Consider the following 16,142-nt stretch of genomic DNA (forward strand, 5'->3'; position numbering starts at 1 on the left):
CCGGCGCGATCGCGATCAATACGGTGTTCGGCTCACCCGTTCGCGCCCGCCCCGGTGCAGCGGGACGCATCTGCCGCGAGCTACAATCGCGGCAGCGTGACCCCGCGCTGACCCATATATTTGCCTGCGCGATCCGCGTAGCTGATCTCGCACGGCTCGTTCCCTTGCAGGAACAGGAACTGGCAGGCGCCCTCGTTGGCGTAGATCTTCGCCGGCAGCGGCGTTGTGTTAGAGAATTCGAGCGTCACATGCCCTTCCCAGCCCGGCTCCAGCGGGGTGACGTTCACGATGATACCGCAGCGCGCGTAGGTGGACTTTCCAAGACAGATCACCAGCACATCGCGTGGGACGCGGAAATATTCGACCGTCCGCGCCAGCGCGAAGCTGTTCGGAGGAATAATGCACACATCGGTCTTGCGATCGACGAAGCTGTTCGACGCGAAATCCTTGGGATCGACCAGGGCATTGTCGACGTTGGTGAAAATCTTGAACTCGTCAGCCACCCGCGCGTCATAACCGTAAGATGACAGGCCGTAGCTGATGCAGCCGTCGCGCCGCTGCGCCTCGACGAACGGCTCGATCATCGCATCGGCGAGTGCGCGCTCGCGAATCCAGCGGTCGGACAGGACGGACATCGCATGCTTCCCCTTCGCTCCCGCTTTCGCCGCCCGGCGCGCCGGTGGCAAGTGGGTTGACGGGTTGACGGCGCTCGCCGCGCCCCGCAACGCATCGGGCAAAACAGGAGATGGGACATGTCGTTCAGGCTTGACGGGCGGGTTGCGCTGATAACGGGCGCATCATCGGGCTTCGGGGCGCATTTCGCCCGGCTATACGCGAAGGCCGGCGCCAAAGTGGTGCTCGGGGCCCGCCGCGTCGATCGGATCGAGGCGCTGGCGGCGGAGATCGGCGCGGATGCGCTGGCGGTGACACTCGATGTCGGCGATGAAGCATCGACCATCGCGGCTTACGACGCCGCCGAAGCGCGCTTCGGCACCGTCGATACGATCGTGGCCAATGCCGGCATCAGCCACGCGGGCCGCGCCACCGATGTGACGGTCGAAGGATTACGGCAGCTGCTCGACGCGAACTTTCTGGGAGCCTATCTCACCGTGCGCGAGGGCGCAAAGCGGCTGATCGCGGCCGGATCACGGGAAAAAGGCAACGGCCGCGCGATCGTGATCGGCTCGATCACCGCGCATCTCACCGGGCAGGGCGACAGCGCTTATGCCGCGTCGAAAGCCGGGGTCGCGCATCTCGGCCGCAATCTGGCGCGCGAATGGGTGCGCCAGGGCATCAACGTGAACGTGATCCAGCCAGGCTATGTCCAGACCGAGATCGCCGGAGACTGGTTTCAGACCGACGGTGGCGCGCACCAGATCGCCAGTTTCCACCGCAAACGGATGATGACGATCGAGGCGCTCGATCCGATGATGCTTTATTTCGCGTCGGATGCTTCCGCGGCGGTGACGGGCGCGGTGATCGATGTCGATGACGGCCAATCGCTTTAGCAGAAGCCCGAAATACCGCGGTGAACGCGCGGACGGTTGCTACTTCGGGGACGCCCGCAATGCTTCCAGCCGTTCACGCACCGGTGCCGGGATCGGCTCGCCAACCGGCGTGGTCATGACGATCACGGTGTCGCAGGTGGCGATCGGCAGGCCGTTCTGGAACATCGCCGCGAGCATTTCCCAGCTCCGGTTGCCGATCTTGCCGATACCCGTGGCTATCTCGACAGCATCGGGGAAGCGGCCTTCGGCGAGGTAGTTTATCTCATTACGGGCGACGACCGCGCCGAATGCGGGCGACGCCTCGCGGCCGCCGAGCGACTGATTGATGAGAACCCGCGCGGTTTCAAACAATGCGGCGAAGGCCACGTTGTTGAGATGCCCGTTGGGATCGAGATCCTGATAGCGCGTCTGGACCGCCTCGCGGATCGGATAGGCATCAGGCGACAGGCGCCATGCGTCGGGGCGAGGCATTCAGGCTGGCTTTCGCAAGAAAAATAAGGCGCCGGCGCGGGAGAGCGCCGCTCCCGCGCCGGCAGATCACGTGCGGGGGGCAGCCAGATCACCGGCGCCCCTCGCGAAGCCGATCAACGCGGCGCCATGCGGATCGCGCCGTCGAGCCGCACGTCCTCGCCGTTGAAATAGCCGTTCTCGATCATCAGCGTGGCGAGAGCGGCATATTCCGCCGGATCGCCAAGCCGCTTCGGGAACGGCACGGAAGCGGCGAGCGCGTCCTTCACGTTCTGCGGCGCGGCGGCGAGCAGCGGGGTATTGAAAATGCCGGGCAGGATCGTGTTCACCCGGATCCCCTCACCCATCAGATCACGCGCGATCGGAAGCGTCATGCCGACAACGCCGCCCTTCGACGCGGAATAGGCCGCCTGCCCCATCTGACCGTCTTCCGCCGCGACCGACGCGGTGTTGACGATCGCGCCGCGCTCGCCATCTTCCTGCGGCTCCAGCGTCAACATCCCCGCGGCCGACTTGGCAATGCAGCGGAAGGTGCCGACAAGGTTGATCTGGATGATCCAGTTGAACGCATCGAGCGGGAAATGCTTGATCGAGCCATCTTCCTTGCTGCGGCTCGCCGTCTTGATCGCATTGCCGGTGCCGGCGCAATTGACCAGGATGCGCTCCTGACCGATCGCGGCACGCGCCTTGGCGAACCCTTCGTCCACCGACGCTTCGTCAGTGACGTTGACCTTGCAGAATACCCCGCCCAGTTCGGCGGCGAGCGCTTCGCCCTTTTCTTCCTGCAAATCGAACAGCGCTACCTTCACGCCCTTGGACGCAAGCAACCGCGCGGTAGCCGCGCCAAGGCCGGAGGCGCCGCCGGTGATGACGGCGGAAACAGTATTGTCGAGCTTCATTCTACCCTCTTCTCGTAGCAGTGCGTTGTGGCTCAGGCCGCGGCCTTCGCGCCCTCGTCCCAGTCGCAATTCTCGATGATCGTGACGTTGGCGACGCCGCCGCCCTCGCACATCGTCTGCAGGCCATAGCGGCCACCGCGACGGCGCAGTTCATGCACCAGCGTGGCCATCAGCTTCGTGCCGGACGCGCCAAGCGGGTGGCCGAGCGCGATCGCGCCGCCATTGACGTTGAGCTTGTCGGCGTTGGCGCCGGTGTGGTGCAGCCATGCCATCGGCACGCTCGCGAACGCTTCGTTGACCTCGTAAAGATCGATGTCGTCGATCGACAGGCCGGCCTTCTTCAACGCCTTGTCGGTGGCGAACAGCGGCTCTTCGAGCATCACGACCGGATCGCCGGCGGTAACGGTGAGGTTCACGATCTTGGCCAGCGGCTTGAGATTATACTTTTTCAGCGCCTCGCCACTGACGATGAGCACAGCGCTGGCACCATCGCAGATCTGGCTGGAAGACGCGGCAGTCAGGACGCCGGTTTCCGACAGCTTCTTGACGGAGGCCATGCCCTCTGCCGACGCATCGTAGCGGATACCCTCGTCGGATCCGTGCTGTTCCTTGCCCTCGGGCGTCTCAACCTCGAGCGGAACGATCTCGTCCTTGAATTTGCCCGCCTGCGTCGCTGCGACCGCCTTGCGATGGCTGCCGAGCGAGAATTCGTCGAGCGCCTCCCGGGTGAAGCCGTACTTCTTGGCGATCATCTCCGCGCCGGCAAACTGGTTGAAGACGATGCCGGGATATTTTTCTTCGAGGCCCGGTGACTTGTTCTTGCCCAGCCCGGCATCGTGAAACAGTTTGTAGGTGGAGCCCATCGGCACCCGCGTCATGCTCTCCACACCCGCGGCGATCACCACGTCCTGCGTGCCGGACATCACCGCCTGCGCAGCGAACTGCATCGCCTGCTGCGACGAACCGCACTGGCGATCGATCGTAACCGCCGGAACGCTCTGCGGCAGCTTCGAGGCGAGCACCGCATTGCGGCCGACCTGCCCGGCCTGCTCGCCGCCCTGGCTGACGCAGCCCATGATGACGTCCTCCACGGCCTCGCCGGGAATACCCGATCGCTCGACCACCGCGTCCAGCACCTTGGCCGCCAGATCCACCGGGTGCCAGCCGGCGAGCTTGCCACCGCGCCGTCCCCCCGCCGTCCGCACCGCTTCGACGATATACGCCTCAGGCATCTTCCGACTCTCCATAACAGATGTTATCCCGCTGCTGCATGTGGCGCGGATTGACGCGAACGGCAAGAGCGGAGAGGCGAATGAACGTTAGTGAAGCGGTGTTGGCGCGGCGATCAGTGCGCGGTTTCCTCGACAAGCCGGTCGATCCGGCGCTGCTGAAGGAACTGGCGCTGCGCTCCGCCAGAGCGGCGACCGGGGGCAATATACAGCCGTGGCACATCGATATCGTCCACGGCGAATCGATCGCACGCCTGAAGGAGATCATGCAGGGAAAGATCGAGCGACGCGAAACCGAGACGCCCGGTTACGATATCTATCCGCGCGAAATGCCGCCGCAAACGAAGGAGCGCACGTTCCAGATCGGCGAAATGCTGTATGGCCATCTCGGCATCCCGCGAGAGGACAAGAAGGCGCGCGCGATCTGGTTTGCCCGGAATTTCCAGTTTTTTGGAGCGCCCGCCGCCTATTTCGTGACGGTGGATCGCCGCATGGGGCCGCCGCAATGGGCGGATCTTGGCATGTATCTGCAAAACCTGATGCTGCTCGCGGTGGAAGCGGGGCTCGCAACATGCGCGCAGGAATGCTGGGCGGTCTATCCCCAGACAGTTGAGGGTTTTCTGGGGACGCCATCCGAACGCATGTTGTTCTGCGGAATGGCGATCGGATACGAGGATGCGGACGAACCTGCCAATCGTGCGCGCAGCCCGCGCGCACCGGCGGCCGAGTGGCTTACGGAGCTGGCGTAACGCTTCACGCGATACGGGTTACGATCGGCGACACGATAGCCGCCGCCGATCGTTACCAGGGGCCGACGTGTCGCCGTCGGCCCATCATTCAATCGCCTTTCAGGGATTCAGGCGCCAGCCGCCGCGCCGGGGCCACGACCCCGGCCACGGTTCCGACCGCCGCCGCCGCCGCCGCCGCCGCCACGACCGCCAGTGCCCCTGCGACTGGCGTTCGAATAATCACGCGTGGCGACCGGATGATGCGAGGCCTTGGGCCGGGCCGGGCCGCGTTGCGCGCGCGGGCGATCTTCGCGCGGAGCCGGATCGGGACCGGCAACGCGCACGCGCGCCGCCTTCAGCGCCTCCGCGCGCTTCAGGAAATCCGCCGGCAAGGCGCGCATGGGCACACGCTGACGCGTGACCTTTTCGATATCGCGCAGATAGGGCCGCTCGTCATCGGCGCAGAAGGAGATGGCGATGCCGCTCGCCCCGGCGCGCGCAGTGCGGCCGATGCGGTGGACATATTGCTCCGGCACATTGGGCAGCTCAAAATTGAAAACGTGGCTGACACCCGAAATGTCGATGCCGCGCGCGGCGATATCCGTCGCGACGAGGATCGGCACCTCGCCCGACTTGAACGCGACGAGCGCGCGCTCGCGCTGCGGCTGGCTCTTGTTGCCATGGATCGCATTGGCCGCGATGCCATTGCCCGCGAGCAGCCGCACGACGCGATCGGCGCCGTGCTTGGTGCGCGTGAAGACGAGCGCGCGGTCGATATTCTCCTCCGTCAGCAGGATGGTGAGCAGCGCCTGCTTTTCCTGCTGGTTGACGAGAGTGACGTACTGATCGACGCGCTCGGCCGTTGTCGCCGCCGGCACGACCGAAACCGTCTCCGGATCATGCAGGAACTGGCCCGCCAGTTCGCGGATCGACGACGGCATGGTGGCCGAAAAGAACAACGTCTGGCGGCGGCGCGGCACCATCCGCACGATCTTGCGCAGCGCGTGGATGAAGCCCAGGTCAAGCATCTGGTCCGCTTCATCCAGGACGAGGATTTCGAGCATCGAAAGGTTGCAATAACCCTGCTCGACCAGATCGATCAGCCGGCCCGGCGTGGCGACCAGAATGTCGACCCCGCGCATCAGGTCATGCTTGTTCTTGTTGATGCTGGTGCCGCCGAACACCGTCGCGACGGAAAGATTCGAGTTGCGCGCATAGCCGCGCGCATTGTCGGCGATCTGGCTGGCAAGCTCACGCGTCGGCGCGAGAACCAGCATTCGGCAATGCGTGGGCAGCACCTTCTTCGGAACCTCGGCGAGGCGCTGGATCGACGGCAGCACGAACGCCGCGGTCTTGCCGGTGCCGGTCTGCGCGATGCCCAGAAGGTCGCGGCCGGTGAGCACGATCGGGATCGCGTCGCGCTGGATCGGCGTGGGAGTCTCATAGCCCTTGGTATCGAGCGCGCGGACGAGCGCGTCGGTCAGGCCGAGTGCGGAAAAGCTCATGAAGTGAAATACCTGCAAATAGATGCCGGGCCGCGCACCGGCATGGCGCGCAGTCAGGCGGGGAAGATTGACACCCCGCGTGACTAGGGAAGCCCGAACGAAGACCGAGGCGGAGCCGGGGCTCAAAAAAGCCCGATCACGCTGCGTTTTAAACGCCTCGATCAGAGCGGCAAATGGGGGAAAGTGCGCCGAAAGTCAAGCCGCTCCCGGCGTCCGGCGTGCGGCCGTGCCCGCATGATCCGTTCAGCCGCGTGCCCATTCGGTCAGCAACGTATGCGCGATCGCATAGGACGGCGGCGCCAGGAACGGTGCCTCCTCACCCGCCAGCGACGCGCGGACCTGGTCACGTGTGAACCAGCCCGCGGTCTCCAGCTCGTTCGTATCGATCGTCAACGCATCATGCTCCGCGTGGCCGACACAGGCGATCATGAGTTGCGAGGGGAATGGCCACGGCTGGCTCGCGATGTAATGTACCGCGCCGACACGCACGCCGGCCTCCTCGGCAATCTCGCGGCGCACCGCCTCCTCGATCGATTCGCCCGGTTCCAGAAAGCCGGCAAGCGCGGAATAGCGCCCCGCCGGCCAGCCCGGCTGCCGGCCCAGCAGCGCCCGCCCGGCATGCTCGGCGATCATGATGACGACCGGATCGACGCGGGGGAAATGCTCACTCTTGCACGCATCGCACCGCCGACCCCAGCCGGCGCGAAACATCACGGTGGAGGCGCCGCAATTGGCGCAGAAACGGTGCCGCGCATGCCAGTCCAGCACCGAGCGCGCCGCCGCGAAGGTCGCCGCCTCCCCTTCCCGAAGCTGATCCAGCATCCCGAACAGCGCGGGCGAGCGGAAGCCCGGTGCTGGCCCTGCGGCCGGATCGAACGCGGCGAAGCGGGGGCGTCCGTCGTCCAGCCCGAGCAGGACGAATTCGGCGTCCTCGGAGGCTTCGGTGAGCATCCCCCAGCCGAGCCGGCCGTCGTCGCCGATCTCCGGCTCCCAAGCGTTGAGCTTTAGCAGCCGTGCCTGCCAGTTGCCGATCGCTGCCGCGAACGCAGCCTCGTCATGGCGCATATGATCGGCGCGATCCAGCAATCCGCCCGTGAAACCGGGCGCAATCACTGACGAAACCTCGCTACATCCTTGCTCAGCGCGCCGACCACATCCTGGCGCAGCGGCCATTTCTCGGACGGGAAATATTGCACCATCACCGTGCCCCGCACCTTCTTGGCAGGATCGACCCAGGCGATCGTACCGGCGGCACCGCCCCAGCCATACGTGCCTTTCGACGGCACACCGCCAGGCCCGTCCGCAAGATAAACCGAGCCGCCCGCGCCAAAGCCCATTTTGGCGGACATATTGCCGCCGGTGCCATCGCCAAGCCCGGCGAAATAGACGCCCTCCGGCATCAGGTTCGACATCGCAAGCGCCGCCGTCTCGGCCTTCATCACGCGCACGCCATCGAGGATGCCACCATCCTGAAGCATGTGGAGGAAGCGATCATAATCACGCGCCGACGAAACAAGCCCCGCGCCGCCATAAGGGAAGCTCGGCGGGCTGAGGTAAACCGATCCGGCGGCCGGATCGAGCGGCGTACGCTTGTCGCCCACGAACAGATAGTTGGTCGAAAGCCGCCCGACGTCGCTGGCCGGCACATTCCAGTAGGTGGAATTCATTCGCAGCGGATCGAGCAGCCTGGTCTGCACGAAGCGGTCGAACGACATGCCGCTCGCCTTCTCGATCACGGCGCCCATCACATCGAGGCCGATCGAATAGCTCCATTTCGTTCCCGGCTCCGCGATCAGCGGCGCCTGCGCCACACGCTCCGCGAACTCGGCAAGCGTCTTTGGACGAGCCTTGCGCGCCTGCACCTCGATCTGCGCGTTGACCTGGCCGGGAAGGATGCCGAGCCGCTCATATTCGCGCAGCAGCGGGCCCTTGGCGGAAATGTTGTAGCTCAGCCCGGCGGTATGCGTCAGCAGTTCGCGGATCGTGATCTGGCTCTTCGCGGGCACGCTGTCGAGCGACGTGTCCGGGCTGGTCAGCACGCGCATCTTGGCGAAACCGGGGAAATATTTCGCCACCGGATCGTCGAGCTTGAGCTTGCCCTCCTCCACCAGGATCATCGCCGCCATGCCCGTGATCGGCTTGGTCATCGAATAGATACGCCACAGACTGTCAGGCCCTGCCTGCGCTGCGACAGGCTCGTCGCTGATGCGCCCGGCCGACACAAACAGGGTTGGCCGGTCGCCAAAGCCGAACGCGCCGACGATGCCCGGCATCTTGTCATCAGCGACATAGCCGTCGAACAACGCCTGCATATTGGGCAGCAGGGAATTGGCGCGTGCCGCCACGGTCGGCACCGGCGACACGGCACCGGGTGCCGGTTGCGCCTGCCGAGCGAGGCTCGCCCCGGTCGCGATCATCGCCAGCGCGCCGCCGGCGCCGATCAGGTGGATCAGCCGCATCATTCTCCCCTTATCGCCCGTGCGGCCTTGGCAAAGACGCTCGGCAATCCCGCCGAATCGATCTGAGCTATCGGCCACCATTCTCCCGATTCCAGCGATGTGTGCGCGTCCGAACGCGCCTCCGCAAGAGACAGTTCGAGCATGAAATGCGTGAAAACGTGGGAGACGGTGACGTTGCGTAACCGCCATTCGGCCGATACCGGCGCGCCTTCCAGCCCGGGGCGAACTTCGTCCCACGGCCCGGTCGGCAGCGCGCGCATGCCTCCCAGCAGTCCGCGTCCCGGGCGGCGGACGAGCAACACCTCGTCACCTCTTTCAAGCCAGAATATAGTGCCATAGCGTTGCGGGCGCGGCTTCTTGGCGGCCTTCACCGGATAGTTTTCCTGCACGCCATTTTTCAGCCCGTCACAGGCGATCGCGAGCGGGCAGAGCATGCAGCGCGGATTGCGCGGGGCACAGATCGCCGACCCGAGGTCCATCATCGCCTGGGCGAAATCACCCGCCCGTTCGTCCGGCGTGATACTCTCGGCAGCGGCGCGGACCGCCGGTTTCCCGGCCGCCATGAACAACCGCGCCACCACACGTTCGACATTGGCGTCGATCACCACCGCGCGCCGCCCGAAGGCGATCGCGGCAATCGCGGCGGCGGTGTAATCGCCAAGCCCCGGCAACGCACGCAAGGCGGACTCGCGATCAGGCAGCCGCCCGTCGTGTTCGCGCGCCAGCACCCGCGCTGCCTTCACCAGATTTCGCGCGCGGGCATAATATCCCAGCCCCGCCCAGGCGGCCATCACATCCGCCTCGTCAGCGGCGGCCAGACTGGCGATATCCGGCCAGCGCGCCACCCATGCAGCGAAGCGCGGGCCTACGGTCGCCACCGTCGTCTGCTGCAGCATCACCTCGGAAAGCCAGACGCGATAAGGGTCCGCCCGTTCGCCCGGCGCGGCGCGCCACGGCAGATCGCGGCGATGCACGTCATACCAGGTAAGCAGTCGTTCGCTGATCGAGCGCTTGGCGTCCACGCCCCGGCTATGGCATGAGCACCGGAATGAGCAAGCGCCCGCGCACCCCCCAACCAGAACCGGCGCGCCAGAACCGATCAAGACAGGTCGCCGAACTGTTGCCCGCCGTGGGCGGCGCGGCGTTCCGCAAGTTCGGCTTCGTCCAGTCCGCCGTCGTCACGCGCTGGCCGGAGATCGTCGGTGAGAAGCTCGCGCGCGTCAGCAGCCCCGAATCGATCCGCTTCCCGCAGGGGAAGAAGCAGGATGGCGTGCTGACGCTCACGGTCCGCGGCGCCCATGCCGCGATGATGAGCCATATCACGCCGGAGATCATCGAGCGGGTGAACCGCTTCTTCGGCTACGCCGCCGTCGCGCGCGTGGCGATCCGCCAGGGGGATATCGCGCCGCGAGCGCTGCCCCGTCCGCCCGTCGCGCCGCGCCCCGTTCCTGCCGAACTTGGCCAGAGCCTGCGCACGATCGGCGATCCCGAACTCAAGGCGGTGCTGGAGGCGCTCGCCGCCGGCGTCGCGGCACCAAGGCTGCCCACGATCCGATGATGAGAAGACTGTTCCCGATACTGGCGCTCGCGCTCTCCGCCCCGATCGTCGCCGCGCCGCGAGCCTGGACCAGCGTTGCCGCCCCGGCCGCGCAAGGCAGCTACGTCATCGGCAATCCGGCGGCGAGGGTGAAGCTGATCGAATATGCCAGCTACACCTGCCCGCATTGCGCGCATTTCACGCGCGATTCCGCCGCGATACTCAAGGGGAAGATGATTGCGTCCGGCTCGCTTAGCCTGGAGATCCGCAGTTCGATCCATGATCGCTATGATCTCGTCGCGGCGATGCTGGCGCGCTGTTCCGGCACCACGGTTTTTCCACGGCTGCACGAGGCGCTGTTCGCGCGGCAGGATGACTGGCTCAAGAACGCGATGGAATTCGATTCCGCCAACGGCCAGCGACTGGGGCTTTACAGCCCGGCGGCGCAATATCGCGCGATGGCGCAGGGTGCTGGGCTGGATGCGATCGCGCGCGATGCCGGGATGACGCAGGCCGCGATCGACCAGTGCCTCGCCGATCCGGCCGTGGCGCAAGCCGCGATCGAGCGGGCCACTAAATACGGCGAGAAGATCCGCGGCACCCCCGCGTTCGAGCTGAACGGCAAGTTGATCGAAGGCACCGATTGGGCGAAGCTTGAGCCAATGCTTCGCGCCGCCGGCGCCAAGTGAGTATCTTTCGGAGTGAGTAATCCATGACGTTTCGTTTCGCCGTTTCCGTCGCCGCGATCGCGCTGCTCTCCGCCTGTGGCAGCACGGGTGGCGATTCCTCCACGCCGGCCGCGCCGGTTGCCGCCGTCGCCGCGCCGGCCGGCCAGGATTGGACGCAGGTCGTCTCCAAGACACCCGACGGCGGCTATGTGATGGGCAACCCGAATGCGGCGATCAAGCTGGTCGAATATGGCTCACGCACCTGCCCAACCTGTGGCGCGTTCGGCCAGACCGGGATGAAGCCGCTCGAGGAAAAATACGTGAAGACCGGCAAGGTATCGTATGAATTCCGCGATTTCCTCGTCCACGCGCCGGATCTTGGCGTCGCTGCGCTGGGCGAATGCGTGGGCGAGGCGCCGTTCTTCCCGATCCTCGAGCAGATGTATCTCGAACAGCCCGGTTTCCTGGAGAAGCTGGAGAAGATACCGGCCGATTTCCAGGCGAAGCTCCAGGCGATGACCCCGTCACAGCAGGCCACCGCCTGGGTTGACTACCTCGGCTATGTCGATTTCGTGAAGCAGCGCGGCGTGACCGAGCAACAGGCGCGCGCCTGCCTCGCCGACGGCAAGAAGCTGGAGGCGATCGCGAAGATCACCGAAACGGCGACGCAGCAGCACAATGTGACCGGCACGCCCACCTTCATCCTCAATGGCAAGACGCTCGAGGGATCGGTCACGTGGCCGCAGATCGAGTCCGCGCTCAAGAACGCCGGGGCCTGACGGCGGCGGCATCGGCGTCGGGGGGCGCCCACGATGCAGATAAAGCGGCTGAGGCTTACCGGCTTCAAGAGCTTCGTCGACCCGGCCGATCTGCGGATCGAGCCGGGCCTGACCGGCGTCGTCGGCCCGAACGGCTGCGGGAAATCCAACCTGCTCGAGGCGCTGCGCTGGACGATGGGCGAAAACTCACCCAAATCGATGCGCGGCGCCGGCATGGAGGACGTGATCTTCGCGGGCACCGCGACGCGGCCCGCGCGCGACTTCGCCGAAGTATCGATCCTCGCCGAGCTTGATGGCGAGGAGAAGGAAGTCGTCCGCCGGATCGAGCGCGGCGCCGGCTCCGCCTATCGCATCGATGGACGCGACGTGCGCGCGAAGGACGTGGCGCTGCTATTCGCCGACGCCGCCACCGGCGCGCATTCGCCGGCACTCGTGAGCCAGGGCCGGATCAGCGCGGTGATCGCCGCCAAACCGGCCGAGCGACGTGCGATGCTTGAGGAGGCGGCGGGGATCGCCGGCCTTCACGTGCGGCGCAAGGATGCCGAGCAGAAGCTGCGCGCGACCGAAGCGAACCTCCAGCGGCTGGATGAGGTGATCGCCGATCAGGAAGCGCGCGCCGCCGCGCTTCGGCGCCAGGCACGGCAGGCGGAACGCTATCGCGCGCTGTCGGAACAAATTCGCGTTGCCGAGGCGCGGCTGATCTTCAGCCGCTGGCGCGAAGCTGCCGCCGCTGCGGATGCGGCCAAGGCCGAGGCGGCCGCGGCCGAAACGCGCGTCGCGGAAGCGGGCGAGGCGCAGCAGGCCGCAGCCGCGTACCAGGTGCAGGCGACGGATATGCTGGCCGCGGCGCGCACCGCCTCCCTCGCCGCGCGCGACCGGATGACCGAGGCGGCGCACCGACTTGCGACGCTCAACACCGAAAAGGCCGGTATCGAACGCCGCCTCGCCGAGCTTGTGGAGGCGGCGCAGCGCATCCTCGCCGATCGTGAACGCGAAGGACAACTCGCGCACGATGCCGCCGATGCCCTCGCCCGGCTGGCCCGCGAAGGCAAGGCGCTGGATGCGGAGATCGCGGCGGTCGCGGCTGACCTTCCGCTGCTGGACCAGGCGCAGGCGGAGGCGGAACGTGCGGCGCGTGATGTTGAGGTGGCGCTGGCGCAGGCGCTGGCGCAACAGGCGAGCGAGGCCGCCGAGGCGCGCGTCGTCCATGCCGCCGTCGCCGCTGCACGAGCGCGGGCCGATCGCGCCGGACGCGAGGCGCGTGCGGCAGCCGATGCGCTTTCCGCATTGGCCGATACAGCGCCGCTTGAGGCCGGACGGATCGAGGCCGAACAGGCGCTCGCCGCCGCCGCCGCCGATACGACAAGCGCGCGGACCGCTCTGGCGAGCGCGGACGATGAGGAGAATGCAGCGCTCGCCGCGCGCGACGATGCCCAGGCTCGCCGCGCCACCGCCCGCGCGGAACTGGCCGCGCTCGAAAGCGAAGCCGCGACGCTTGTCCGCGCAACGCAGCGTTCCGGGCGCGACCGGTTGCTCGATCACGTCCGCGCGGCTCCCGGCTACGAGCGCGCGCTGGCCGCCGCGCTCGGCGATGACCTGGAGATCGGACTGGATATTGCGGCGGAGGCGCATTGGTCTGGCGCCGCTTCGCTGCCCAGCGATCCCGCGGCGGGCGAGAACACTCTGGCCACCCACATCACCGCGCCTCCGCAGCTTGCACGACGGCTCACGCAGATCATCGCGCTGACCGAAGATGACGGCCGCCCGCTGGCGGTGGGGCAGCGGCTGGTGACGATTGCTGGGCGGCTGCGTCGCTGGGATGGCTTCGTGGCGCGAAGCGGCGGGGCGGCGGCGGCAGAACGGCTGGAGCGCCTGAACCGGCTCGCGACCATCGAGGCAGCGTTGCCGGAAGCGCGTCTTGCAGTTGAGCGCGCCGATTCGGTGCTCGCCATGACCGACGCGCGGATCACCGCTGCGAGGGCAGCAGCGGGCGCGGCGCGTGCCACGCTCACGCGTGCCGACGCCGCCGCGCGCGATGCCCAGCAACGCATCGATCGCGCGACCACGCAGATCGAGCGGCTTGCCGGGCAGCGCACCGACCTTAGCGCCCGCGCCACGCAGACCGCTACCGAGCGGGATGCGGCGGCGGCCGAAGTCTCCCAGGCCGAACGCGCGATCGCCAGCCTGCCCGATACCAGCGTGACGGCGAGTAAGGTCGCGGCGCTCCAGCACGACGCGGAGGGGCGCCGCGCCGCGGTCGCCTATGCCCGCGCCGAACGCTCCGCCCGCGAGCGCGCCGGGGCCACCGCGCAGGAACGGCTTGCAGCATCGCAGATGGAAGCGAAAAGCTGGAAAAGCCGCGCCGGCGACGCTGCGCGCCGCATCGCGGATATGGCGAAGCGCGAAGACGAACTGGGGCGGGACCGCGAAATTCTCGCCCCACGGCCTGCCGCGCTGATGATCGAGATCGCCGACCTTACGGCCCGACACGACGCGGCCCGTAAATCCGCCGATGCGCTGGCTTTTTCCGAACGCGAGGCGGAAGCCGCGCTCCGCCGATGCGAGGAAGCCGCGCGCGTCACGGGCGAGGCGCTCGCAACCGCACGCGAAATGCGCGCCGGGGCGCTTGCACGTGCCGAAAATCAGGAACTGCGCAGAATCGAGTTGGGCCGCCTCGCAGGAGAGCGCTTCGAATGCCCGGCGCCGGTGCTTCCGGCCAAGGTAGGCTTCGACAGCGCGACGGTCCGCTCACCGCGGGAGGAATCGAGCGCGCATGAGAAACTGACGCTTGATCGCGAGCGGATCGGGCCGGTCAATCTCGTGGCCGAGCAGGAACTGGCCGACCTGGAGGCAGGCGCGATCGGCAATGCGACCGAGCGAGACGAGCTTGGTCAGGCGGTCAATCAGCTACGCGGCTCGATCGGCACGCTCAATCGCGAGGGGCGGCAGCGCCTGCTCGCCGCATTCGAGGCGGTGGACGGTCACTTTCGGCGGCTGTTCACCACATTGTTCAATGGCGGGCAGGCCCATCTGGAACTGATCGATTCGGATGATCCGCTGGAGGCGGGGCTGGAGATCATGGCGCAACCGCCGGGCAAGCGGCTGCAATCGCTGACGCTGCTTTCCGGTGGCGAGCAGGCATTGACGGCAGTTGCGCTCATCTTCGGATTGTTTCTCACCAATCCCGCGCCGATCTGCGTCCTCGACGAGGTGGACGCGCCGCTCGACGATGCGAATATCGAACGATTCTGTGATCTGCTCGATCGGATGACGCGCGAGACACGGACGCGATATCTGATCGTCACCCACAATGCCGTCACCATGAGCCGGATGCACCGCCTGTTCGGCGTTACGATGATCGAACGCGGCGTCAGCCGGCTGGTATCGGTCGATCTTCAGGCGGCGGAGACGCTACTCGCCGCAGAATGATCGCGGGCTCGGCGTTTCGATCACGGTTGCGATGATCTCGGGCTCGAGCGTCGCCGCAGTCAGGCTGATGCGGTTACGGCCTTCCTGCTTCGCGCCGTACATCGCGAAATCCGCCTGTCGCAGGCAATCGCGGACAGCCACGGCGCGCTTCGCCTCGGCAAGCCCGATGCTTACCGTCAGCAAGATGCCCTGTGCCGCGAATTCTGCCGCCTTTTCGATGTTGCGTCTTACGCGCTCGGCGATCTGCATCGCCTTTTCGGAACTTGCGCCGGGAAGATAGATGCCGAACTCCTCCCCACCGAGCCGCCCGATGATGTCGTCGGCCCGAAGCGATCCACGCAGAACGCTTGCGACGTGCTGGAGCGCCCGATCGCCCACTTCATGGCCGAACCGATCATTGATCGCCTTGAAGTGATCGATATCGAGCAACAACATCCACCCCTCGGCATGGGCATGGTGCGCCTCGGCGTGCTCAAGGAAGGCGAAGCGATTGAGCACAGCAGTGAGCTGATCGGATTCGGCAGCATATTTCAGCAGAACCTGCGCCTCGCGCAGCTCCTTGTTAATATGGCGCAGCCGCTCACTTTGCGTTGTCAGTCGGAGAACGACGAGGAAGGACACTCCGCCCGACGTTACAATCGCGACGAACCAATTCAGCAACGGAACATTGAGCCCCTGCCAAGCGCACAGGCCGACCAGCGGGACCATCGTCACCGCGAGCGATACAGCCGCCCAGAACAGCGCTTTACGAACAGCCCCCATGATCCCCGCTTTAACTGAGTTGGGTTTGACGCGCGCTAAAAACGATCCAATCCGGATTTGGTCGCACGCCCGCGGCGATTAAAATTCCCAAATTCGCCGGCGACGATCAGCGTGTCGCCAGCATGAGGCTTCAAATCCGATTTATAATATTGATAAATGGTGTTTTTTACT

Annotated in this window: 15 protein-coding genes; 6 read left to right on the forward strand and 9 right to left on the reverse strand. The window is 66.3% G+C overall.

All coding sequences use genetic code 11. From position 1 onward, the window contains the following. Positions 1–80 precede the first annotated feature (80 nt). Positions 81–635 (reverse strand): dCTP deaminase, encoded by a 555-nt coding sequence (dcd, locus tag FFS35_RS13240; protein WP_137787573.1) that lies wholly within the window; start codon positions 633–635, stop codon positions 81–83. 117 nt (positions 636–752) lie between these two features. On the opposite strand from dcd, the gene FFS35_RS13245 reads away from it, so the two are divergent. Further along, complete coding sequence (locus FFS35_RS13245) at positions 753–1,508, forward strand: SDR family NAD(P)-dependent oxidoreductase (RefSeq protein WP_137787574.1); 756 nt, start codon at positions 753–755, stop codon at positions 1,506–1,508. 39 nt (positions 1,509–1,547) lie between these two features. On the opposite strand, the gene FFS35_RS13250 is transcribed toward FFS35_RS13245, so the two are convergent. From FFS35_RS13250 to FFS35_RS13260, 3 genes are all read right to left on the reverse strand, one after another. Continuing rightward, positions 1,548–1,979, reverse strand: coding sequence for an acyl-CoA thioesterase (locus tag FFS35_RS13250; protein ID WP_137787575.1), 432 nt, complete (start codon positions 1,977–1,979; stop codon positions 1,548–1,550). A 113-nt stretch (positions 1,980–2,092) separates the two neighbouring features. Next, the gene (locus FFS35_RS13255) at positions 2,093–2,875 is read right to left on the reverse strand and encodes an SDR family NAD(P)-dependent oxidoreductase (protein WP_137787576.1); all 783 of its coding nucleotides are present in this window, start codon (positions 2,873–2,875) and stop codon (positions 2,093–2,095) included. A 32-nt stretch (positions 2,876–2,907) separates the two neighbouring features. Beyond that, entirely contained in the window at positions 2,908–4,107 is a 1,200-nt protein-coding gene (locus FFS35_RS13260) for an acetyl-CoA C-acetyltransferase (RefSeq protein ID WP_137787577.1), read from the reverse strand. An 80-nt stretch (positions 4,108–4,187) separates the two neighbouring features. Here FFS35_RS13260 and FFS35_RS13265 point away from each other — a divergent pair, with 80 nt between their 5' ends. Further along, entirely contained in the window at positions 4,188–4,853 is a 666-nt protein-coding gene (locus FFS35_RS13265; RefSeq protein WP_137787578.1) for a nitroreductase, read from the forward strand. Positions 4,854–4,960: 107 nt separating this feature from the next. Here the strand turns inward: FFS35_RS13265 and FFS35_RS13270 are convergent, their stop codons facing one another. The 4 genes from FFS35_RS13270 to FFS35_RS13285 all read right to left on the reverse strand — a co-directional run bounded on the left by FFS35_RS13270 (position 4,961) and on the right by FFS35_RS13285 (position 9,788). Continuing rightward, positions 4,961–6,337, reverse strand: coding sequence for a DEAD/DEAH box helicase (locus FFS35_RS13270; protein WP_137787579.1), 1,377 nt, complete (start codon positions 6,335–6,337; stop codon positions 4,961–4,963). Positions 6,338–6,580: 243 nt separating this feature from the next. Continuing rightward, a complete protein-coding gene (gene nudC, locus FFS35_RS13275; protein WP_137787580.1) occupies positions 6,581–7,450 on the reverse strand; it encodes an NAD(+) diphosphatase in 870 nt (289 codons plus the stop codon). After that, positions 7,447–8,796 carry a serine hydrolase domain-containing protein gene (locus tag FFS35_RS13280; RefSeq protein WP_137787581.1) on the reverse strand — a complete coding sequence of 450 codons (1,350 nt, stop codon included), beginning with the start codon at positions 8,794–8,796 and terminating at the stop codon, positions 7,447–7,449. Before FFS35_RS13280 ends, nudC begins: the two co-directional genes overlap by 4 nt. Further along, complete coding sequence (locus tag FFS35_RS13285) at positions 8,796–9,788, reverse strand: A/G-specific adenine glycosylase (RefSeq protein ID WP_137787683.1); 993 nt, start codon at positions 9,786–9,788, stop codon at positions 8,796–8,798. Before FFS35_RS13285 ends, FFS35_RS13280 begins: the two co-directional genes overlap by 1 nt. A 56-nt stretch (positions 9,789–9,844) precedes the next feature. Here FFS35_RS13285 and FFS35_RS13290 point away from each other — a divergent pair, with 56 nt between their 5' ends. Genes FFS35_RS13290 through FFS35_RS13305 form a run of 4 tightly spaced genes read left to right on the forward strand, consistent with a single transcriptional unit; the run spans position 9,845 to position 15,209 of the window. Next, a complete protein-coding gene (locus FFS35_RS13290; RefSeq protein ID WP_249341630.1) occupies positions 9,845–10,354 on the forward strand; it encodes a DciA family protein in 510 nt (169 codons plus the stop codon). Continuing rightward, positions 10,354–11,022 carry a thioredoxin domain-containing protein gene (locus FFS35_RS13295; RefSeq protein WP_171007627.1) on the forward strand — a complete coding sequence of 223 codons (669 nt, stop codon included), beginning with the start codon at positions 10,354–10,356 and terminating at the stop codon, positions 11,020–11,022. Before FFS35_RS13290 ends, FFS35_RS13295 begins: the two co-directional genes overlap by 1 nt. A 23-nt stretch (positions 11,023–11,045) precedes the next feature. After that, positions 11,046–11,780: a thioredoxin domain-containing protein gene (locus FFS35_RS13300; RefSeq protein ID WP_137787584.1), complete on the forward strand. Its 735-nt coding sequence runs from the start codon at positions 11,046–11,048 to the stop codon at positions 11,778–11,780. Between the two features lie 33 nt (positions 11,781–11,813). Then, positions 11,814–15,209, forward strand: coding sequence for an AAA family ATPase (locus tag FFS35_RS13305; RefSeq protein WP_137787585.1), 3,396 nt, complete (start codon positions 11,814–11,816; stop codon positions 15,207–15,209). Here the strand turns inward: FFS35_RS13305 and FFS35_RS13310 are convergent. Next, positions 15,192–15,971, reverse strand: coding sequence for a GGDEF domain-containing protein (locus FFS35_RS13310; protein WP_137787586.1), 780 nt, complete (start codon positions 15,969–15,971; stop codon positions 15,192–15,194). The two genes, FFS35_RS13305 and FFS35_RS13310, sit on opposite strands and share 18 nt — an antisense overlap. Positions 15,972–16,142 lie beyond the last annotated feature (171 nt).

The sequence above is a fragment of the Sphingomonas sp. 3P27F8 genome (assembly GCF_005502745.1).
Taxonomy (GTDB): Bacteria; Pseudomonadota; Alphaproteobacteria; order Sphingomonadales; family Sphingomonadaceae; genus Sphingomonas.